The sequence below is a fragment of the Streptomyces sp. NPDC020192 genome (assembly GCF_044388685.1).
GTDB lineage: Bacteria > Actinomycetota > Actinomycetes > Streptomycetales > Streptomycetaceae > Streptomyces.
The window spans coordinates 24,115-43,893 of the sequence record NZ_JBIRXG010000030.1 but is presented as its reverse complement, the minus strand read 5'-3'; the positions used below and the strand labels follow the sequence as shown (position 1 = coordinate 43,893).

The following is a 19,779-nucleotide window of genomic DNA, read 5'->3' as shown; positions in this document are numbered from 1 at the left end:
GTACAGACGGGATCAGGTGGTGCTGTATCGATCAAGTCGTTCATTCTCGTCCTCGCCCCCAGGCTCACGTTGAGATAGGTCATCCCAACGCAAACCACGCGGTTCTGTCATGACAAGTCATGTAGTGGCCCCCAGTGCCCGAACTTGTGCGCGGACGACGACCTGGGTGACCGTTCCTTGGCGGCGTCCGTCCGGTCACGGCAAGAGAGGCGATCCACGGACACGCGCCTCCCGGGGAATAAGGGCCGACCGGCCCTCAAAGGACCTCCGCACAGCCCATGGGATCCCGTCGTGATCCGCCCGATGCTCGAACCATCGAGAGGCTTGGAGGAGATCCCTGATGTCGGACGCCGTGCTCAACCGACCCCCGGTTCACGCCCTGCTCGCGGACGGCACCACCGTGTGCATCCGTCCTGTGACCCCGGCCGACCACGACCAGGTGCAGGGACTCTACGAGGAGATGTGCCCGGAGAACCTGCGTCTCCGGTTCTTCTCGCTGAGCCCGCGGTCCGCCGCCCTGGCCGCCGACCGGGCCTGCGCTCCAGCGCACCCCGGCTACGGGGCCCTGCTGGCCGAGACGCACGGTCAGGTGATCGGGCTCGCCGAGTACGACACGGCGGGGGGGACGGACGAGGCCGAGATCTCCATCGCGGTCTGCGACGGCCTGCACCACCGCGGAGTAGGGACCTTGCTTGTCGAGCACATGGTCTCCGCCGCCCGTGCCGACGGCATCACGACCTTCACCGCCGACGCGCTCAGCGAGAACCGCCAGATCCTGCGGCTCTTCGCCGACCTCGGCCTGCGCACGGCCCGCCGGTTCGAGGGGCCCGAGGTGCGCTGCACCATACAGCTGGACTCGGACGACGCCTATCTGTCGGCCGTGGAGGCCCGGGGCCGTGCCGCCGACGTGGCCAGCCTCGAGCCGCTGCTGCGCCCGAACGCGGTCGCCGTAGTCGGCGCCGGCCGCAAACCCGGTTCCGTGGGCCGGGCGATCCTGCACCACCTGAAGGCGGGCGGCTACACCCACCGTCTGTTCGCAGTGAACCCGAGCGTGAACCACATCCTCGGCGTGCCGTCCTACTCGTCCGTGAGCGCGCTGCCCAAGAGCCCTGACCTGGTGGTCGTGGCCGTCCCCGCCGCGGTGGTCCCGGCCACCGCCGAGGAGTGCGGCAAGGCCGGTGTCCGGGCGCTGCTCGTCATCACCGCCGGCCTCGACGCCGACCAGGCGCACACGCTGCTGGCCACGTGCCGCACCCACGGCATGCGCCTGGTCGGACCCAACTGCCTCGGCATCTCCAACACCGATCCCGACCTGCGTCTGGACGCCACGTTCGCCGCCGACCACCCGCTCCCGGGGACTGCCGGTGTCGCCGTGCAGTCCGGCGGGGTCGGCATCGCGTTGCTCGACGGGCTGTCCCGGCTCGGCATCGGCGTCTCCACCTTCGCCTCCCTCGGCGACAAGTACGACGTCAGCGGCAACGACATGCTGCAGTGGTGGGAGAGTGACGGCCGCACCGAACTGGCTCTGCTGCACCTGGAGTCCTTCGGCAGCCCGCGGGCGTTCTCCCGCACGGCCCGCCGTGTGACGCGCCGTATGCCGGTGCTGACCGTTGACGCGGGCCGCACCGAGGCGGGCCGCCGTGCCGCGGCCTCGCACACCGCGGCGGCCGCCACCCGCACCATGACCCGGCAGGCGCTGTTCACGCAGGCCGGCATCACCGCGACCCGCTCGGTCGGCGAACTGCTGGAAACCGCTGCCCTGTTGCACTCCCAGCCGCTGCCCGCCGGTACCCGCGTCGCGATCGTCACCAACGCCGGCGGTGCCGGGGTCCTCGCCGCGGACGCCTGCACAGAGGCGGGACTCTCGTTGCCGCCGCTCCCCACCGAGGTGACCGACGACCTGCTCGCCGTGCTCCCGCAGGGTGCTGCGGTCGGCAACCCCGTCGACGCCACCGCCGCAGTCGCCGAGGACCAGCTCGCCGACTGCCTGGACCGGCTGATGCGCCATCCCGGCGTCGACGCCGTCCTGGTGGCGATCGTACCCACGGCGGTCGCCGCGGCGACCGGTGACGATCTGATCCGGGCGCTCACCGACGCTCCCGGTCGCCGGGCCAAGCCGATTGCCGCGGTACGCCTCGAACAGGACCTGCCGGTCAGGCTGCTGCCTGCCGCCGACGGCGGCACGATCCCCTCCTATGCCGAACCGCAGGCGGCCGCACGGGCGCTGGCCCACGCCGCGCGCCGCGCGGCCTGGCTCGCCCGGCCCGTGGGCACGGTCCCGGAGCTCGATGGCATCGACACCACCCGTGCGCAGGAGATCACCGACACCTTCCTGGCCGCGCATCCGGACGGTGGCTGGCTCGACCCGCGCGCCTGCTCCGACCTGCTGGCCTGCTACGGCATCCCGCAGATCCCGTGGGCGTGGGCGGAAACCGAGGACGATGCCGTCCTCGCGGCCCGGCGGCTGCGCGGCCCGGACGGCCGGGTGGTGATGAAGGCACACTGGCCGGGACTGGTGCACAAGAGCGAGCAGCATGCGGTGCACCTCGACCTCCAGGGCGATGCCCAAGTCCGGGGTGCCTTCCGGGACTTCGACACCCGGTTCGCGGGACTGCTCACCGGTGTGGTCGTGCAGCCGCTCGCGCCGCGCGGCACCGAACTGTTCGCCGGCGTCGTCCAGGACGAGGTCTTCGGCCCGCTCGTCCTGTTCGGCCTCGGCGGCACCGCCACCGAGGTCCTCGGCGACCACGCCGCACGACTCGCCCCGCTCACCGACCACGACGTCCACGACCTGATCACCGCGCCGCGCTGCGCACCGCTGCTGTTCGGAGCCCGCGGCAACGGGCCGGCCGACCTCGAAGGCCTGGAGCAGCTGCTCCTGCGCCTGTCGCGCATGGCGGCCGACTTGCCGCAGCTCGCCGAGGTCGACTTCAACCCCGTGCTGGCGACCACGGCCGACGCCTCCGTGCTCGACGCGCGGGTGCGGCTGGTGCCGCGTGGGCCCCAGGACCCCTACCTGCGCCGACTCCGCTGAGGAGGAACCCGAGATGAAGCACAACGAGGTCGGCTCCGTGATGACCACGGACGTCATCCGCGCCTCCTACGGCACCCCCTTCAAGGAAGTGGCACGGCTGCTCGCTCACCGCAGGATCAGCGGACTGCCGGTCGTGGACGAGGACGAGAAGGTGATCGGCGTCATCTCCGAGACCGACCTGATGGCCCGCCAGGCCGAAACGCCCGACCCGTACGAGCCGAAGCGTCGCTCCCGGATCGTGGCGTTGACACGCAGGGGACGGAAGAGGGCCGCCAAGGCGGCGGCCCGTAGTGCCGGCCAGTTGATGACCGTGCCGCCCGTCACCGTGCGCGCCGAGGACACCATCGTCGAGGCCGCGCGGACCATGGCCCACCGGCGCGTGGAACGGCTGCCGGTCGTGGACGAGGAGGACCGGCTCGTCGGCATCGTCACTCGGCGGGACCTGCTCCGGGTCTTCCTTCGGTCCGACACCGAGATCCGGGACGAGGTGGTCGAGGAGGTTCTCGGACGTGCGCTGTGGCTGCCGCCCCGGAGCGTCGACGTCTTCGTGGTGGAGGGTGTTGTCACGCTCGCCGGCCGGATGGAGCGCAAGAGTGACACGGAGATCGCCGTCTCCTTGACCAGGCAGGTCGACGGCGTGGTCGCGGTGGTGGACAACCTCACCTACCACCTGGACGACAGCCACGCCCAGCCCGCCGAGCCGGCCCTGCACGGCGTGGCGGATGACTGGCTGCGCAGGCTGTGAGGGGAGGCGGACCGCCATGACCGGCCGGGTGTGGTCGCGTACGGGACGACGAACGGATGGACCGCACGGATCGCCGAGGCCGTCGCCCAGGTCCTGTGCAAGGAGGGGCTGACGGCCGAGGCACGGCCCGCACCATCGGTGGTGAGCATCGAGACGTACGACGCTGTGGTCGTCGGGGGCCCCTGTATGCCGGGCGCTGGCACAAGGACGCGCGCAGCTTCGTCCGCCGCCACCGCCACGCCCTGGCCGAGCGCCCACTGTGGTTCTTCAGCAGCGGACCGCTGGACGCCTCGGCCTCGGAGCGGGACATCCCGCCCGGGCCCGGCGTGCGGCGCGCCATGGACCGGCTCGACGCCAGGGAGCACGTCACCTTCGGCGGCTGCCTGCTGGAGGGCGCGAAGGGGAGGGTCGCACAGATGATCCTTGGCAATGACAAGGGCGGCGACTTCCGCGACTTTCCCGCGGTCGAGGCGTGGGCGGCACGGATCGCGCGCTACTCCAGCCGTAGATCGTGATCTTGATGGGGTTGATGGGGTTGTGGAAAACCTCGCCCGTGCCCAGGGGCTCCCAGACGTGCGCGCTTGCCCGTCCTCCCTGCTCACGCGATCTGTGGCTGAGCGCGTCAGCGGGTCGGAGCGGCGCCTTCGAGCGAGGTCAGGCCGGTGTCGATGAGCTTGGCTGCGCGGCGGACGTCGGCGGTCACTGCCTCATGGATCTGTGTCGGCGTGCGGGCTCCGTCCAGGTGTTTCCCGAGGCTTTGGAACTGGATTGACCACAGTCCGAGCAGGGCGGTTGCCGCGATCTGCGGTTCCGGGTCGTCAGGGCTTCTGTGGGTGCGCTGGGCCAGCACCTCGGCTGCGACGGTGACGAGCCGGTCGGTCATGTCCCGGTGGTAGGCCCTCAGCGAGGGCGTGGACCTGGTCAGCGCGCCGAAGCGCCTGATCACGGCGGCGGCGTGGACGGGGTCGTCCTGTGCGGCGATCCAGGAGGTCAGGGCGCGCAGCTCGCCGGCGAGGATCCGCAGCGCCGCCTCGACCGGAGAGTGGTCCGTGTCGGCCAGGCCGACGCGCAGGGCGGCCATCGTGGTCTCACCCTGGTCCAGGATGAGCGATTCCTTGGTGGGGAAGTAGTTGAAGACCGTTTTCTCCGAGACTCCACATACCTGGGCGATCTCTGATACGCGTACAGCGTCGAAGCCGCGCTCCAGGAACATCTCGGTCGCGGTATCGGACAGGCGTTGCCGCAGCCGGCGCTTCTTCTGCTCCCGCAGCCCTTCTGCCTCGGGCTCCGCGGCATGCGGGCGCCATGCCGTCCAGTCGACCGTGCTCATGACGACAGGGTAGTGCAGCAGCAGAATATTTACTGCTACTGTAAATTTACAGTGACTGTACCTCCTCTGATTCGTCCGATCGCTTCTGGAGCCTCATGAGCGCCATCCACATCGTCCGCGACTACCCGCACTCCCCCAGCAAGGTCTGGCATGCCGTCACCGATCCCGGGCTGATACCGCTATGGACCGCGACCGGAGCCGGGGCACGCCCGGAAGGATTCACCACCACCGTCGGCGCCCGGTTCCAATTCATCGCCAAGCCCAAGCCCGGCTGGAGCGGCATCGTCGACTGCGTCGTACTGGAAGTGGACAAACCCCGGCTGCTGCGCTACTCGTGGACCGACCACGGCGGCAGCGAGACCACCGAGGTCACCTACCGCATCGAACCTCACGACACAGGAACGCGCTTCACCTACGACCACACGGGCTTCACGGGTGCGGGTGGGCTCCTGATGACCCAGATCCTGGGTCACGTCCGGCAGAAGATGCTGCGCGTCGGCCTGCCTGCCGTGCTGAACGACCTGGACGAGGACGGCAATCTCCGCCCCGGAAGCACCCTCAAGCCCAAGACCTGACACTCTTATTGAGCCCGCCACCGGGTGAGGACGAGGGCCGCACTTTTGCCGAACCCCGACGACGCTCTACGGAGCTCTACGGCACGATGGCGACCGGGCAGCGAGCTTCGCGTAGCAGGGCCTGCGCGAGGCCCACGCCTCCGCCGGAGCCGTGTCCCACGACCACCAGTGCGGCACCCTGGGCATGGTGGACCAAGGCCTCGACGGGGCTGAGTAGCGCGACGTCCTCAAGCACTGGCACCCGTGGGTACTTCGCCCGCCACGGTCGCAGTGCATCGGCCAGCAGCTGCACCTCGTGGTCCTCCCAGCTGCCGCGGTCCTCCTCGGGAATGCCGAACGGCAACTCGGCGGCGCAGGAGGGAAGTTCCCAGGCATGCACGGCGTGCAGGCGCACGTTCCGTGCGTGAGCAGCGGCGAAGGCGAAGTCGACGGTCTGCTCCGCCGGGTGACGGGCGTCCACCCCGAGGGTGACCTGTGAGGTGCGGCGCACCGGAACCGCGCTCGGGACGGGATCGTCCGGTACAAGCACCACGGGGCAGGCGGCGGCTGCTGCAAGCGCGTACGCGGTCGGGCCCAGTGCCTGGCCGGCCGGGTCTTCCTCCGCCGTGGACAGGCCCAGCACGAGCATCGCCACCGTGCTCAAGTCGTCCGGCGGCGCGCCGTACACCATCCCAAGCGGCAGGTCGCGCAGCGACGCCTCGTACGCCGCCCACTCCACAGCCGTACGACTGCGGTATGCCCCATCTGCGCAGGCAACGATGACTCGGCTCATGACGATCCGCCTCCCTGGCCCACGCGTATCCGGTCCTCACGCCTCCTACCGTGCCGCCCGTCTCAGGACCCGTGCACGGGCCCAACGGGCCCGAGGAAGTCCCCTTGCGGCCCATACCCGTTGCGTGACCGCAGGAAGACGCTGGCAGCAACGAGTCGACCGAGCACAGGAGGTGCGCCCCATGCTGTCGCTCGTCATCGCCGGAGTGGACGGATCGTCCGAAAGCCTCGCCGCCGCTGAGTGGGCCGCCCGCGAGGCGGCGCGTCGTGACCGACCGCTGCGACTGGTGCATGCCTGGAACTGGCATCCTCGCCAGTCGGAGGGCGAGCCCGCGAACGCCGCGCAGCGGCATCTGGCGCGCCGCGCCTTGCGGCAGGCGGAGGAGCGCATCCGCAGTGCCGTACCCGGTGTGCGCCTCAGCGATGAGCAGGTCGAAGGCCCGGCGACCGCCTCATTGCTGAAGGCCGCCGAGCAGGGCGAACTGCTGGTGCTGGGCTCGCGCGGCCTCAGCGGCTTCACCGGAGTTCTGATCGGCTCGGTTGCCCAAGGGGTGGTCGCCAGGGCCTCGCGCCCCGTGGTCCTGGTACGGACGGGGGAGAAGGCCGAGGACGAGCACGTCCTGGCCGACGACGGCAGCCCGTCCACTCGCACCGGCTACCTCGACGTGGTGCTCGGCATCGACCTCGCCGATGCCTGCGACGAAGTGATCGAGTTCGCGTTCGAAGAGGCCCGGCTGCGGCAGGCCCGGCTGCGGGTCGTGTACGCCTGGCAACCGCCGTCCGTGCTCAGTCTCGGCCCCGGCGACATCGGTCTGGTCAACGATCCGCAGCAGGCCGAGGAATGGCAGGGGTTCCTGCACGCCGTGCTGGCGGTGTGGCGTGACAAGTACCCCGAGACCGAGGTCTTGGAGAGCGTTGTGGAGGGCAGGGCCTCCACCGCGCTGGTACGGGCCGCCTCCGCGGCGAGCCTCCTCGTCGTCGGCCGGCGCCTGTCCGAGCGGCCGACGCTTCCGCGCATCGGCCCCGTCACCCATGCCGCCGTCCACCACGTCGGCTGCCCGCTGGCCGTCGTGCCCCACGAGTGAGAGACCGGAGCGCGCGGTGAGCACACCGACGACGTACGTGTACGAATTCGGCGAGGGCAGCCGGGAAATGGCCGGCCTGCTTGGCGGTAAGGGAGCCGGCCTGGCCGAGATGACGCGGCTGGAGCTGCCCGTGCCTCCGGGCTTCACCGTCACCACCGAGGCCTGCAAGGTCTATCTCGCCACGGGGCAGGAGTCGCCCGAGCTCGGCATCGAGGAGGCCCGTGCCCTCGCCGGCCTCGAGCGCACCATGGGCCGCACCCTGCTGGTCTCCGTGCGCTCTGGCGCCCGCTTCTCGATGCCCGGCATGATGGAGACCATCCTCGACATCGGCCTCAACGACGACTCGGTCTCCGGCCTTGCCAAAGCGTCCGGACAGGAGCGGTTCGCCTGGGACTCCTACCGGTGGCTCGTGCAGATGTTCGGCCGCACGGTGATGGGCGTCGACGACGACCTGTTCGAACAGGCCATCGCCGGGCCAAGGCACAGCGCGGGACGCGTGACGACCACGGCCTCGACGCCGGGGAACTCGCCCTGCTCACCGAGGAGTTCAAGGCCATCGTCCACCGCGAGACGGGCGAGGACTTCCCCCAGGAACCTGTCGAGCAACTCCAGCGCGCCATCCGTGCGGTCTTCGACTCCTGGAACGGCGAACGCGCCCGCCTCCACCGCCGCCGCGAACACATCCCCGACGACCTCGGAACCGCCGCCAACGTCCAGGCGATGGTGTTCGGCAACCTCGGCCCCGACTCCGGCACCGGCGTCGCCTTCACCCGCGACCCGGCCACCGGAGCCCGCGGCATGTGCGGCGACTACCTGCCCGACGCGCAGGGCGAGGACGTCGTCTCCGGAGTCCGCGACGCCGTACCCCTCAGCGAGCTGAAGATCCTCGATCCCCGCTCCTACGTCGAGCTCGGCGACCACCTCCGCACGCTGGAGAACCATTACCGCGACCTGTACGACGTCGAGTTCACCGTCGAACGCGGCCGGCTGTGGATCCTGCAGACGCGGGTCGGCAAGCGCACCGCATAGGCCGCTTCCGCATCGCCCATGACCTGCGCGGGGGAAAGACGATCACAGCCGACGAGGCGCTGGCCCGCGTGGACGGCGCCGCGCTGACCCGGCTGATGTTTCGCCGCTTCGCCATGACGCCCGCCGACGTGCCCCTCGCGCACGGCGTACCGGCCTCACCGGGGTCGGCGGTCGGCGTCGTCGTCTTCGACTCCACCGAGGCCCAGCGCCGAGCCGCCGCCGGACAGCAGGCCATCCTCGTACACCGGGAGACGACTCCCGATGACCTGCCCGGAATGATCGCCGCCCAGGCCGTCCTCACCAGCCGCGGCGGCAAGACCAGCCACGCCGCCGTCGTCGCACGCGGCATGGGCAAGGTGTGCGTGTGCGGGGCCGAATCGCTCACCGTCGACCTGGTCGCCCGCCGTCTCACCTCAGACACGGGAGTCGTCGTACGCGAGGGCGACACCCTGTCCGTCGACGGAACCGCCGGCACCGTGCACCTCGGCGCGCTGCCGCTCACCGCCTCCGACGTCGGCCGCGCGCTGGAGACCGGTGAGAGCACCGGCCCGCTGACCGAGGCGGTCCTGGCAGCTCTCGCCCACGCGGACTCCGTCCGCCGCCTTCAGGTGCGGGCGAACGCCGACACCCCCGAGGACGCCGCACGCGCCCGTTCCCTCGGCGCCCAGGGCATCGGCCTGTGCCGCACCGAGCACATGTTCCTCGGCGAGCGCAGGATGCTGATCGAGGCGATGATCCTGGCCCGCGACGACACCGCCCGCCGGGAGGCCCTCGCGGCGCTGCTGCCGCTGCAGCGCGAGGACTTCATCGGCATCCTCAAAGCCATGGACGGGATGCCGGTGACCATCCGCCTCATCGACCCGCCGCTGCACGAGTTCCTGCCCGACCACACCGCGCTGGCCGTCCGACTGGCGAGCGCCCCCCACCCAGACATCCACGACCGCGAACTGCTCGATGCCGTCGAGTGCCTGCATGAGCAGAACCCGATGCTGGGCCTGCGCGGCGTCCGACTCGGACTGGCCGTCCCCGGCCTCATGGCCATGCAGGTCCGTGCGATCGCCGAGGCCGTCGTCCACCGACTGCGCGAGGGCGGCCGACCGCACGCCGAGATCATGATTCCGCTCGTCGGAACGGTCGAGGAACTGCGGCTGGCCCGGACGGAAGCGGAGCGCGTGCTCGCCGAAGTCACGGCGGAGATGGGGAAGCCCCTACACCTTCCGATCGGCACAATGATCGAACTGCCTCGCGCCGCCCTCACCGCCGGACGCATCGCCGAAGCGGCCGACTTCTCCTCCTTCGGCACCAACGACCTCACCCAGACCACCTGGGGGCTGTCCCGCGACGACGCCGAAGCGTCCTTCTTTCCGCTGTATCTGGAGAAGGGCGTCTTCAGCGTGTCCCCCTTCGAGACGATCGACCAGGAGGGCGTCGGCAGGCTCGTAGAGCTGGCCGTGGGGGCGGGGCGCGCAGTCAATCCCCGGTTGGAGACCGGGGTGTGCGGCGAGCACGGCGGTGACCCGGAGTCGATCCACTTCTTCCACCGGGCCGGCCTGCACTACGTCTCCTGCTCACCCTTCCGCATCCCGGCAGCCCGGCTGGAGGCTGGACGAGCGGCCCTCGCAGTCGCCGACTGCAGCGACAGCAGGTGACGGTCCTCATCAGAGCCGTCGAGGCTGCCGCGTGGCGCTGTTTCACCTGCTTCCGATGCCGCGGTTGTTTTGAGGGGCCGTCGGCCCCTGCTCCGTCAGCACACGCCGTGCTCGGGAAGAATTAGTCCTAGGTAGCGCCCCTTTCCTTCCCTCTCTCTGGCGGCACTCCCGTCCCGGTCTGCAGCTGTTCCCCCTGTTCCGGCGTTGGTGAGCTGACACAGCAGTTCGGCCGCGCCGCGGGTGCCGGCATCGACTTCCTCTCGCAACTCGTCGACGAGACCGTGTGAGAAGAGGATGCGGGCCAACTGCTCGGGGGCCCACCAAGCGGAGGACGGCTCCCCAGCGGCGATGGCGTCTCTCAACACGTCGAGAGCTTCTCCCAGACGGCCGTTGTCGGCGAGCAAATCGGTCAGGTGCCTTGCGGCAGGCACGCTCCCGTTGTCGGCGATGGGTTTCACGATTGCCAGGGCTTGGTCCAGGTTTCCCTGCTCGGCGAGAAGTGCCGTCCAGCGGGCGATCGCGGGCCACGAGCCCGTGTTCGCCAGGGCGGCCAGTTCGCCCACCGGGCATTGCTCGGCCCAGAACTCGCCCAGGTTCCAATCGCGAGCGGCCGCCGTTCGCAGGTGGTCGACAGCCTCGTCCCGTCGGCCGTGCGCGAGAAGGATCTCGGCCAGCATCGCGTTCGCCCGGCTGTATCCGGCTTCCGCGAAGGGGCGAAGCACGGCCACGGCCTCATCGACGTGTCCGTCCTCCACCAGCAGTTCGACCACCCGGTCGGCGGCCCCCCGCTCGGTGTTGATGTACGGCATGAGGAGCCTGATCGCTTCGTCGCGTCGGCCGTGGCGAGCCAGCAGGTTGGCCAGTCTTCCGATCGAGTTCACATTGCCGGCTGCGGCGCGGGCTCGTAGCGCCTCCACGTCACCGAGCTCCGCCAGCAGGTCTGCCAGGTGAGCGTCGGCAACGTGGTTGCTTCCATCGTCCCACCGCCGCGCGACGGCGACGGCCTCGTCAGAACGTCCCACGTGCACCAGCAGACTCGTCAGCACCTTGGTCACGTCGCTTTCGGGGAGGAGTTCGATCGCCTCCTCTGCCCGGCCCTGTCCGTCCATCAGACCAGCCCACCGGGTGGTAATCCGTGACCTGCCGGGGTGCCAGTCGGCACGCACCGCCGGCCGCAGTACCTCGATGGCGTCGTCGATCCGGCCCTGCTTGAGCAACATCTCCGCCAGGGCCTCGGTGGCGGACCAGTCGTCGCAGACGGAAAGACGTTCGAAGCAGGCAGCGGCGTGGCTGTACCGCATCCGCAGCTCGGCGGACCGGGCAAGGCGCTCGAGATCCTCCGGCTCGTGGCAGTGCTCAATCAGAGCCCTCCACACGGGGTCTCCGGGACAGACTGTGCGACGGGTGCTGCGCGCCCACTGGAGGAGGTAGTCGGCAGCGATGTAGCCGGTACAGACTTCCATGTCTGCGTCCGCACAGGGGGTCAGGGCCTGGGCGACTCCACGCAACGGGGCTTCGGCGTACTCGATGGACTTGCGGAACCAGTCACGGGGCGCGACGCCCCGATGACCTATCAGGTACCCGCGCACAGCAGCCTTCAGAAAGTCTTCCGAGACGGGGCTGTGAACTCCCAGACGGCGAGCGTCGACCGCCGCGGTGATGACGTGCTTCGCATACGGGTCCGGCGCCAACTCCCACTGACGTACCAGGTCGGGTGCCGCTGCGAGGACTTGCGTGAAACCCGTGTCCGGACTGTCGAGCGCGACACGCACTCTCCTGTCCTCCTGAGCGCACTCCTTGGCGCGGACGTTCTCGGCGGCAGTGAACGCGTCGGCGACATCGAATACCTTTGCCAGTTTGAACAGCCTGCGATCCTCATCCTGTCGGCTGTCCCACTCGCGACGAGGAGCGACGACGCGGGCCTGATACTCAGTCGTCCATATGGTCCCCACGAGCACCATGCCGGCGTGAAGCAAGGTCTGGACGGTGCCCTCCGACAGACCGTTCGCGGTGCCGAGGTGGCCCTGCAGCTCATCCAGCCACAGCACCGTCTGCGACGTCGGTGCCGCTGCCAGATCACGGATCGCGTCGGTGCTCCGAGGATGGATCAGCCACCAGTCCGGCAGCACTGCCAGGACCGCCTCGTAGAGCGTACGGGTCTTGCCCACGGAGGACTGGCCGTTGAGGAGCAGGAAGCCGCCGCCCTCCGCGGCGGTTGCCAGGGCCGCGCGAAGGCTGCCGTCCAGATCGCGCCGGACGTAGACGGGGAGCTCGCCGGATGCCCCCTCAACCTCGATCGCGGCACGCACCCCGAGCCGGCGCGGCGAGGCGTCGCGAACCCTGATGGCGCCTGGGGGCACAGACAGGTCCGCGGTTTGTGCCCGACGGCGAGCAGACAGCCACAGGCCCACGTCGGCAGGGGAGACCTCGCACACGGCCAGGTAAGTCAGGAGGCTCTCCTGGGACGGAAGGTGTTTGCCGGTGGCGTAGGCATTGAACGAGGTCTTCGAGACGTGCTGGTACTGCCTCCCGTTCGGGCGCCGAGGAAGGCCTTTGGCCCTCCTCGCCATCGCCACGAACGTCAGGCTCCTGCTCTTTCGCAGCCTCTCCAGGCACTCGGCCAGCTGCAGCGGGGTTGTCACCTCAGACGGATCAGCTCCCTGGACGTCCGGTGGATGGCTCATGCACACGTCTCCCTGTCTGTGTCTCCTCTGGTCGGACGCGTGCAGACAGGCTGCCGCATCCCACCTTGTCCGGTTTCATGGCTGGATGCTCCCTACCGCTGAACTCTGGAGCAGTCGACAGAGAGTTGTCCATCCCTCGCTCGCGGTGAGGAGCTTTTGATGCATTGGTTGGATTTGGCCCGGGCGACAGGGAGTCTGCTGGCCCTCGTGGTCCCGCTCGTCGAACTGGTGACCGTGATCGCAAAGCGGAGGATTGCGAGGAAGACCGCAGGACAAGTACGGCCGGGGCATGACGCACGGAGCGCGGCGGAAGCCGACGACCATTGAGCCGGCGGTACGACACGGGCCTCCAACTGGGCGTCCTGACAGGGCGGCAGATCTCCCCGGCGTGCTCGTGCAGCAGCGTAGGACGGGTGACGCCAGCCCACCGCGCGGACAGCGTCGGCGGCAGCTCGCCACAGAGCACGAGGCGCAATGCTCGGTCGACCGAGGTCGCCGACAGAGCGGCAGACCGCGTGGACGCGGGCGGTCAGGGCGTCGCGGCGAGCTGGCCCGCTCGTAGCGGGATTTGGCCCAGGCGCAGGTCAGTGGGCGCACCACCGTCTGGTCCTCGGTGTCGGGCCGGCAAAGGCGCGGATCGGCGGTCATCGTGCGGCCGACGGGGGCGGGTGCGGCCGTCGGTGGCCGTCGGCACGACCCATTCGTCCAGGTCCGGTCCGTGGGGGCGACCGCGCAAGGTGCAGTGGAGCGGCGGCGAACTTCGGCGAGCAGGTGCCAGGCCCGGAACGGCTGTGCGTCACGCACATCACGGCGATGGTGTCCACGGTAGCCAGGGCGGCGCAGACGACCGGCCGCACCCGTGCCCAGACCGCGGCGGCTGCCGCCCGGGCCCGCTCCGCCAGCCGCTAGAGCCCGCAGCGTGAAGAGGGACCGTTGGGCCCTGTCCGGTGACCGTTCAGGGGCTGTTCGGCCCTATCCGACCCCGGTACCCCTCTGACGATCATGAGGCGGCGGCCGGGAAGGCCGGCTCCATACCCGCACCGACGGCACTTCCCGGTTCGCTGATTCCTAGAGAGCAGGGGAGGACGTCGTCCGGTGGACGAGACGCAGGAACACCAAGTGGAGACGGCACGGCCGAGGGGCACGGCGGTCTTGCCCGTGCCCGTGGGGGCAGCCGGGCGCACGCAACTCACGGCAGGCGAACGGCCGTCGTGGGCGGAGTGGCTGACGACCACCGACCACAAGAAGATCGGGACCATGTACCTGGTCACCGCGTTCGCCTTCTTCATCGTCGGTGGAGTGATGGCCCTGCTGATGCGGGCGGAGCTGGCCAGGCCCGGCCTGCAGATCATGTCGCAGGAGCAGTTCAACCAGGCCTTCACCATGCACGGCTCGATCATGCTGCTGATGTTCGCGATGCCGCTGTTCACCGGCTTCGCCAACTGGATCATGCCACTGCAGATCGGCGCCCCGGATGTGGCGTTCCCGCGGCTGAACATGCTGGCCTACTGGCTCTTCCTGTTCGGCTCCTCGATCGCGGCCTTCGGCTTCCTCACCCCGGGCGGGGCCGCCGACTTCGGCTGGTTCCTGTACGCCCCGCTGTCGGACGCCGTCCACTCGCCGGGGCTCGGCGCCGATCTGTGGATCATGGGCGTGGCGCTGTCCGGCTTCGGCTCGATCCTGGGCGCGGTCAACTTCATCACCACGATCATCTGCATGCGCGCCCCCGGCATGACCATGTTCCGGATGCCGATCTTCACCTGGAACGTGCTGCTGACCGCGGTGCTGGTCCTGATCGTCTTCCCGGTGCTGGCCGCGGCGCTGTTCGCGCTGGAGATGGACCGCAAGTTCGGCGCCCACGTCTTCGACGCGGCCAACGGCGGAGCCCTCCTATGGCAGCACCTGTTCTGGTTCTTCGGCCATCCCGAGGTCTACATCCTGGCCCTGCCGTTCTTCGGCATCGTCTCCGAGGTCATCCCGGTCTTCGCCCGCAAGCCGATGTTCGGCTACATGGGACTGATCGGGGCGACGATCGCCATCGCGGGCTTGTCAGTGACGGTCTGGGCGCACCACATGTACGTCACCGGCGGAGTGTTGCTGCCGTTCTTCTCCTTCATGACCTTCCTGATCGCCGTCCCGACAGGGGTGAAGTTCTTCAACTGGATCGGCACCATGTGGAAGGGCTCACTGTCCTTCGAGACACCGATGCTGTGGACCACCGGCTTCCTCATCACCTTCCTCTTCGGCGGCCTGACCGGCGTGATCCTGGCCTCCCCGCCGATGGACTTCCACCTCTCCGACTCGTACTTCGTCGTCGCCCACTTCCACTACACGGTCTTCGGTACGGTCGTGTACGCGATGTTCGCCGGATTCCACTTCTGGTGGCCGAAGTTCACCGGCAAGATGCTCGACGAACGCCTCGGGAAGATCACCTTCTGGACGCTCACGGTCGGCTTCCACACCACGTTCCTGGTCCAGCACTGGCTCGGAGCCGAGGGCATGCCCCGCCGCTACGCCGACTACCTCGCGGCCGACGGCTTCACCGCCCTCAACACCGTGTCCACGATCGGCTCGTTCCTACTCGGCCTGTCGATCCTGCCCTTCTTCTACAACGTCTGGAAGACCGCGAAATATGGCAAGCCGGTCGAGGTGGACGACCCCTGGGGCTACGGCCGTTCGCTGGAGTGGGCGACCTCCTGCCCGCCGCCCCGCCACAACTTCGTTTCCCTCCCTCGCATCCGCAGCGAGTCCCCGGCGTTCGACCTGCACCATCCGGAGATCGCCGCACTCGAAGCAGAAGCGGCGAGGTAGACCATGGCCCAAGCCGTCCTCGCCCTTGGGGCCGCCACGGTGACCGCGGCCGGCTGCGTCTGGTACCTGCCGGCGCTCGCCGACCTGCGCGCGGGATCCGACCGGCCCGTCTCCCACCGCCGGGCCGCCGCGGCCTGCCTCAGCGGCTGGGCCACGCTCGGGGTGGTCGCCGTACTCCTGCTCGTCTCCGAAGCGTGGTGGGCGCCTACCGTCGCGGCCGGCGTCGGCGCTGCCGTCACGTTGGATCTCCGGGTCCGCGCGGCCGTGCAGCGCCGCCGCGAGCAACGCGAAACAGCACGCCACTGGTCAGAGCTGCGTGAGGATCAGCGATCGCCCCGCGATTCACGTGCCCGAATGATCATCGTCGCCCTGCTCATAGGCTTCGGGCTCGCTCTCGCTGTGGCAGTGGATGCAGCATGGGCGATCGCGGAGCCCGAGGAGAAAACGGGCGGGTGGGTGGTTGCCGCCGGGGCCACCACGATCGTCGGCCTGTTTCTCATCGTCGCTGCTGTGTCAGGGCGGGTGCCTCGCCGCCACCGCGATGACGTAAAAGGTCACTTTCGGCGACAGAGTGGATAGGTTTCAGTAGGGCAGCGGTAACACCGCGGAGACGGCTTTCCCGGTCGGTCCGACCCTGACCTGGACATCCAGGGCGAGCTCTTGCACCAGTAGCCAGCCGAATCCACCCGGCTCACCCGGATCTGTGACCCTGGAGTGCGGTGCCTCGCGGCTGGAGTCCTGCACGGTGACCGTCACCGTTCCCGTATCGGTTCTGAGCCCGAAACCCGTCACCCGCCGGCATGGCGGACCGCGTTGCTGATCAGCTCGGACACCACCAGCAGCACCGCGTCCGCCTGGTCTCCACCAGAGGGCGCGAGCTGGGACAGGAAGCCTCGGGCCACATCCCGCGCCCGACCCGCGGACGAGGCATTGTCTCCATTCCTGGGCCTGCTGTCCTCCTCTGGCGAATGCGACATCGCAGCCTCCGGCGTCGTAGATATTCCGGTAGGAGTTCTGACGCCCCGAAATGCTCCCACCGGCCTCGAACGTCTGATCGACACCGGGTGCGCGTATCGGCAGCTCTGGCATTTGCAGAGCTGCCGATGCAGCCCGACGGATACTGGAACTAACCCACTGCGGGCACGACAGCACGACGGAGGGCGCGATGGACACACAACAGCCGGACACGAAGACCGTGACCGCGCTGTTCGCCGAGGCCGTGGCGGCCCCCTCCATGCACAACGCACAGCCGTGGCGGTTCCGCTTCAAGGCGAGTGAGGGCGTCCTGCTGCTGCTCGCCGATCTCGAACGGGCCATGCCCCACTCCGATCCCGACAACCGAGCGTTGCGCATCGGCTGCGGAGCGGCGCTGTTCAATCTGCGCGTCGCCGCTGCGCACGCCGGGTTCGCCCCCCTGGTCCAGCTGCTGCCCGATCCCGCAGAGCCGCGGTTGCTTGCCGCTGTCCAACTGCGCGAAGCGGGCCGCCCCGCGTCGGACGAGGAGGATCTTTCGCGCCTCCACCCCGCGATCCGCGAGCGGCACACCAGTCGGCATCCCTTCGAGGAGAAGCACATTCCGGCGGATGTACAGGCCGCGTTGCAGAGGGCAGCCAACCGTGGGAGCCGAGCTGCAGTTCCCCGGCGCCTGGCACATGGAAACCGTGCTGGAACTGGTCCGCGATGCCGAGAGCCGTGACGCCATGGACCCAGCGGGCATGGAGGACCTGTACCAGTGGACCCGGCTCGGCTCGGAGGCGGACGTCGCCACCGACGGCGTCCCGTCGTACGCATTCGGGCCTCGGATGGGTGACGGCAAGGCTCCGCTGCGCGACTTCGCCGGTCGCCGCCCGGTGCCTGACCGTGGTACCGCCCCCTTCGAGAGGCACCTCGAGGGCATAGGACGGGGCCGCCGTCTCGACGCGCCATCATGCAGTTGAGCTGAACCGTTTGCATCGCTGGTGGCCTGGTGTACGGCCTGCCCGGGCCCGTCGGCGCGTGAACAGGGACATTCGGCCCCTGCCTGCACGTCTTCCCCGCGAGTTGACTGACGCCTGTCGGCGCCGACCGCATTCAGTCGGCGCCGTGCCGTGCGCACACCGGAGCCGCGTTGCGGTCGGCGGCTTGCCGCGCGGATCTCACCACGGTCGGCCGCCCGTGAGAGCAGGCGGCAGAATGGAGGGACGTCATGACCCACGCTCCGCAGCAGTCCCGGGCCTACCTCGTCGGCGGCGGAATCGCCTCCCTGGCGGCCGCCGCCTTTCTGATCCGCGACGGCGGCCTCCCCGGCGAGAACATCCACGTCCTTGAGGAACTCCCGCTCGCAGGCGGCTCGATGGATGGCAGCGGCGAACCGGCCGGATACGTCACCCGGGGCGGCCGCATGCTGGAGGACGAGGCCTACACGTGCCTGTGGAACCTCCTGGAGACCATCCCCACCCTCACCGACGAGACCGTGTCGGTGCGCGAGGAGATCCGCCAGTTCAGCGCCAAGTGGCCCACCGACGCCAAGGCCCGCCTGATCGGCAAGGGCGCCGAGATCCTGGACGCTGCCGACTACGGCCTCGACACCCGGGACCGCCTGGAGCTGACCCGGCTGCTCGTGCTGCCGGAGGCGGTGATCGGGGCTCGCCGGATCGAGGACTTCTTCTCCCCGCACTTCTTCGAGACCAACTTCTGGGCGATGTGGCGCACCACGTTCGCCTTCCAGAACTGGCACAGCGCCATCGAGCTCAGGCGCTACTTCCTGCGCTTCATGCAGGAGTTCCCCCGCATGCACACCCTGGCGGGCGTGCGTCGCACCCGGCTCAACCAGTACGACTCGATCATCCGCCCGCTGCAGACATGGCTGGAGGAGCGCGGCGTGCGCTTCGAGCACGGCGTCCGCGTCACCGACGTCGACTTCACCACCGAGGAGAACGGGAGCAGGCGGGTGCGACGCCTGCACCTCGACCGCGCCGGGCAGCCGGATGCGTACGACCTCGGGGACGGCGACTACGCGCTTCTCACTCTCGGCTCGATGACCGCCGACGCCGCGTACGGCAGTGACGACAGCGCTCCCGAGCTGATCCGCGACAAGCGCGACGGCGGTTGGCGGCTGTGGGAGACGATCGCCGCCAAGGCGGACGATTTCGGGCGCCCGGCCGCCTTCCACGGCAACGTCGACGAGGCCAAGTGGGAGTCCTTCACCCTCACCATGCGCAGCCCCCTACTGCTGCACCGCATCGAGGAGATGTCCGGCAACCTCCCCGGCACCGGCGCGCTGATGACGTTCAAGGACTCCAACTGGCTGATGTCCATCGTTGTACCGCACGCCCCGCACTTCGAGGGCCAGCCCGAGGATGTCTACACCCTGTGGGGCTACGGGCTCTTCGTCGACAACGAGGGTGACTTCGTCGGCAAGACGATGGCGGAGGCCACCGGCCGGGAGATCCTCACCGAACTGCTCAACCACCTCGGCCTGTGGGACATCGAGGAGCAAGTCGTGGCGACGACGACCGTGATCCCGGTGATGCTGCCGTACATCACCAGCCAGTTCGCCCCACGCACCCTCCACGACCGACCGCTGGTCATCCCGCGCGGTGCCGCGAACTTCGCCTTCCTCGGCCAGTTCACGGAGATCCCGGAGGACGTCGTCTTCACCGTCGAGTACTCCGTGCGCGGCGCCATGCACGCCGTCTACGGCCTGCTCGGGCTCGACGACGAGATCCCCGGCATTTACCACGCCCTCGCCGACCCGAAGACGGCCATCGGCGTACTCAAGGCCGCTTTGGCGTGAGCTTTACCGATCAGGCTGCGTCTGCCACCACTTCCCATGCATGGCTTACCGGTGCCGGCACCCGCCTCCAGGGTCCCGCCGATCACGTTCGGGACTGCGGTGGTTTGCACTCTCCCATCGCTGGTGACCCGTTCGGAAGACCGAGCCCGAGCCCGTTGTCTTTCGATCGGGCGCACCGGTCAGCCTATCTGCGACCTGCATCACACCCGTGCACAGGGGTCGGACCGACGGGCCCTCTTCTCAGGGCGGTTCGGCCCCTTTCCAGGTGACGGCCCCGTCGGATGATCGATG

Annotated in this window: 12 protein-coding genes and 2 pseudogenes; 11 read left to right on the top strand and 3 right to left on the bottom strand. The window is 69.3% G+C overall.

Translation table 11 applies throughout. The annotated features are described in order from the left end of the window. Positions 1–340 precede the first annotated feature (340 nt). From ACH47Z_RS38340 to ACH47Z_RS38330, 3 genes and pseudogenes are all read left to right on the top strand, one after another. Entirely contained in the window at positions 341–3,034 is a 2,694-nt protein-coding gene (locus ACH47Z_RS38340) for a GNAT family N-acetyltransferase (RefSeq protein WP_399082355.1), read from the top strand. A gap of 13 nt (positions 3,035–3,047) precedes the next feature. After that, a complete protein-coding gene (locus tag ACH47Z_RS38335) occupies positions 3,048–3,779 on the top strand; it encodes a CBS domain-containing protein (RefSeq protein ID WP_399082352.1) in 732 nt (243 codons plus the stop codon). Positions 3,780–3,809: 30 nt separating this feature from the next. Beyond that, positions 3,810–4,294 (top strand): annotated as a pseudogene (locus ACH47Z_RS38330) (flavodoxin domain-containing protein). 107 nt (positions 4,295–4,401) lie between these two features. On the opposite strand, the gene ACH47Z_RS38325 reads toward ACH47Z_RS38330, so the two are convergent. Beyond that, positions 4,402–5,109 (bottom strand): TetR family transcriptional regulator, encoded by a 708-nt coding sequence (locus tag ACH47Z_RS38325; protein ID WP_399082349.1) that lies wholly within the window; start codon positions 5,107–5,109, stop codon positions 4,402–4,404. Positions 5,110–5,204: 95 nt separating this feature from the next. Here ACH47Z_RS38325 and ACH47Z_RS38320 point away from each other — a divergent pair, with 95 nt between their 5' ends. Continuing rightward, a complete protein-coding gene (locus ACH47Z_RS38320) occupies positions 5,205–5,684 on the top strand; it encodes an SRPBCC domain-containing protein (protein ID WP_399082346.1) in 480 nt (159 codons plus the stop codon). Positions 5,685–5,760: 76 nt separating this feature from the next. Here ACH47Z_RS38320 and ACH47Z_RS38315 read toward each other — a convergent pair whose 3' ends face one another. Then, complete coding sequence (locus ACH47Z_RS38315) at positions 5,761–6,456, bottom strand: universal stress protein (RefSeq protein WP_399082343.1); 696 nt, start codon at positions 6,454–6,456, stop codon at positions 5,761–5,763. 181 nt (positions 6,457–6,637) lie between these two features. Between ACH47Z_RS38315 and ACH47Z_RS38310 the strand changes: the two genes are divergently transcribed. Further along, a complete protein-coding gene (locus ACH47Z_RS38310) occupies positions 6,638–7,540 on the top strand; it encodes a universal stress protein (RefSeq protein ID WP_399082340.1) in 903 nt (300 codons plus the stop codon). A gap of 67 nt (positions 7,541–7,607) precedes the next feature. After that, positions 7,608–10,218: pseudogene (gene ppdK, locus ACH47Z_RS38305) on the top strand (pyruvate, phosphate dikinase). Positions 10,219–10,313: 95 nt separating this feature from the next. Here ppdK and ACH47Z_RS38300 read toward each other — a convergent pair. Further along, positions 10,314–12,902: a tetratricopeptide repeat protein gene (locus ACH47Z_RS38300; RefSeq protein WP_399082337.1), complete on the bottom strand. Its 2,589-nt coding sequence runs from the start codon at positions 12,900–12,902 to the stop codon at positions 10,314–10,316. Positions 12,903–14,159: 1,257 nt separating this feature from the next. Between ACH47Z_RS38300 and ctaD the strand changes: the two genes are divergently transcribed. The 5 genes from ctaD (at position 14,160) to ACH47Z_RS38275 (ending at position 19,488) form a co-directional block, all read left to right on the top strand. Then, complete coding sequence (ctaD, locus tag ACH47Z_RS38295) at positions 14,160–15,713, top strand: cytochrome c oxidase subunit I (protein ID WP_399082438.1); 1,554 nt, start codon at positions 14,160–14,162, stop codon at positions 15,711–15,713. 3 nt (positions 15,714–15,716) lie between these two features. Beyond that, complete coding sequence (locus ACH47Z_RS38290; protein WP_399082334.1) at positions 15,717–16,292, top strand: hypothetical protein; 576 nt, start codon at positions 15,717–15,719, stop codon at positions 16,290–16,292. 586 nt (positions 16,293–16,878) lie between these two features. After that, positions 16,879–17,409 carry a hypothetical protein gene (locus tag ACH47Z_RS38285; protein WP_399082331.1) on the top strand — a complete coding sequence of 177 codons (531 nt, stop codon included), beginning with the start codon at positions 16,879–16,881 and terminating at the stop codon, positions 17,407–17,409. Positions 17,410–17,428: 19 nt separating this feature from the next. Beyond that, positions 17,429–17,650 carry a hypothetical protein gene (locus ACH47Z_RS38280; RefSeq protein ID WP_399082328.1) on the top strand — a complete coding sequence of 74 codons (222 nt, stop codon included), beginning with the start codon at positions 17,429–17,431 and terminating at the stop codon, positions 17,648–17,650. A gap of 248 nt (positions 17,651–17,898) precedes the next feature. Continuing rightward, complete coding sequence (locus ACH47Z_RS38275) at positions 17,899–19,488, top strand: oleate hydratase (RefSeq protein WP_399082325.1); 1,590 nt, start codon at positions 17,899–17,901, stop codon at positions 19,486–19,488. The last annotated feature ends 291 nt before the right edge of the window (positions 19,489–19,779 follow it).

What these genes read in the sequence shown, in the direction of transcription:
- ACH47Z_RS38280 (WP_399082328.1), top strand. Translation starts at nt 17,429, where the DNA reads ATGGAGGACCTGTACCAGTGGACCCGGCTCGGCTCGGAGGCGGACGTC.
- ACH47Z_RS38285 (WP_399082331.1), top strand. Translation starts at nt 16,879, where the DNA reads ATGGACACACAACAGCCGGACACGAAGACCGTGACCGCGCTGTTCGCC.
- ACH47Z_RS38300 (WP_399082337.1), bottom strand. Translation starts at nt 12,902, where the DNA reads ATGAGCCATCCACCGGACGTCCAGGGAGCTGATCCGTCTGAGGTGACA.
- ACH47Z_RS38325 (WP_399082349.1), bottom strand. Translation starts at nt 5,109, where the DNA reads ATGAGCACGGTCGACTGGACGGCATGGCGCCCGCATGCCGCGGAGCCC.
- ACH47Z_RS38290 (WP_399082334.1), top strand. Translation starts at nt 15,717, where the DNA reads ATGGCCCAAGCCGTCCTCGCCCTTGGGGCCGCCACGGTGACCGCGGCC.
- ACH47Z_RS38315 (WP_399082343.1), bottom strand. Translation starts at nt 6,456, where the DNA reads ATGAGCCGAGTCATCGTTGCCTGCGCAGATGGGGCATACCGCAGTCGT.
- ACH47Z_RS38340 (WP_399082355.1), top strand. Translation starts at nt 341, where the DNA reads ATGTCGGACGCCGTGCTCAACCGACCCCCGGTTCACGCCCTGCTCGCG.
- ACH47Z_RS38320 (WP_399082346.1), top strand. Translation starts at nt 5,205, where the DNA reads ATGAGCGCCATCCACATCGTCCGCGACTACCCGCACTCCCCCAGCAAG.
- ctaD (WP_399082438.1), top strand. Translation starts at nt 14,160, where the DNA reads ATGTACCTGGTCACCGCGTTCGCCTTCTTCATCGTCGGTGGAGTGATG.
- ACH47Z_RS38310 (WP_399082340.1), top strand. Translation starts at nt 6,638, where the DNA reads ATGCTGTCGCTCGTCATCGCCGGAGTGGACGGATCGTCCGAAAGCCTC.
- ACH47Z_RS38335 (WP_399082352.1), top strand. Translation starts at nt 3,048, where the DNA reads ATGAAGCACAACGAGGTCGGCTCCGTGATGACCACGGACGTCATCCGC.
- ACH47Z_RS38275 (WP_399082325.1), top strand. Translation starts at nt 17,899, where the DNA reads ATGACCCACGCTCCGCAGCAGTCCCGGGCCTACCTCGTCGGCGGCGGA.